Origin of the sequence: Streptomyces sodiiphilus (genome assembly GCF_039529215.1) — a bacterium.
GTDB lineage: Bacteria > Actinomycetota > Actinomycetes > Streptomycetales > Streptomycetaceae > Streptomyces > Streptomyces sodiiphilus.
On sequence record NZ_BAAAMJ010000111.1, the window covers coordinates 1 to 1,142 of the forward strand.

At 67.6% G+C, this 1,142-nt stretch carries 1 protein-coding gene; it reads left to right on the top strand.

All coding sequences use genetic code 11. The annotated features are described in order from the left end of the window. Positions 1-1,048 (top strand): IS701 family transposase (locus ABD299_RS24825; protein WP_425581421.1); only part of this gene is annotated, 1,048 nt, incomplete at its 5' end. Between the last annotated feature and the right edge of the window lie 94 nt (positions 1,049-1,142).

Sequence of the window (1,142 nt, forward strand, 5' to 3'; positions counted from 1 at the left end):
CTTACTCGGTCGGGCGTGCTGGAATCCTGACGAGTTACGGGATGACTTGCAGGAATACGTCGCCGAGAAGCTCGGGGACCCGGCTGGCGTGCTGATCATCGACGACACGGGCTTCATCAAGAAGGGCATCACCTCGGCTGGGGTGCAGCGGCAGTACTCCGGCACGGCCGGCCGCACGGAGAACTGTCAGATCGGCGTCTTCGCCGCCTACGCCACCAGCAATGGGCGGGCGCTGGTGGACCGGGAGCTGTATCTGCCGAAGTCCTGGACACAGGACGTCGAGCGCTGTGCCGCGGCGAAGATCCCCGAGGATCGCACCTTCGCCACCAAGGGCGACCTGGCCAAGGTGATGGTGGCCAGGGCCCTGGCCTCGCCCCTGCCGATCGCCTGGGTGGCCGCGGATGCCGCCTACGGCCAGGAGTGGCGCTTGCGCCGCATGCTGGAGGAAGCCGGCGTCGGCTACGTGCTGGCTGTGCCGAAGTCCCAGCAGATCAAGTCCCTTGCCGGGATCTGGCGCATCGACCAGCTCATCGCCGACGCACCCGAGGACGTCTGGCAGCGTCTGTCCTGCGGGAACGGCGCCAAGGGCCCCCGCGTCTACGACTGGGCCGCGGCGACACTGCCGGGCATCGACATCTTCGATGGCGGCCAGCCCACCCACCGCCGGTGGGTGCTGGCCCGCCGCAGTCTCGCCCGGTCCGACGAGATCGCCTACTATCTCGCTTACGCGCCCGAGGGCACCACCGTCGAAGAGCTGGTACGTATCGCCGGATCACGCTGGGCGATCGAAGAGTGCTTCCAGGCCGCGAAGAACGAGTGCGGCCTGGATGAGTACGAAGTCCGCCGGTATCCGGGCTGGTACCGACATATCACGCTCGCCATGCTCGCCCACGCCTTCCTGGCCGCCATCGCCGCCTCGGAAGGGAAAAAGGGGGATGCAGAAACGGTTCCGGCGCCCTCGTTCCCCTCACCGTGGCAGAGATCCGGCGACTCCTGGCAGCTCACCCGCCCCAACCCCCACACCACCGCAAGCTCGATCACACATTGAGCTGGTCTCGCTGGCGACGACGGCACCAGACCATTGCCCGCCGCTGCCACTACCACCGCCGCACCCGAGGTCACGAACTCGCCGAACATGACGG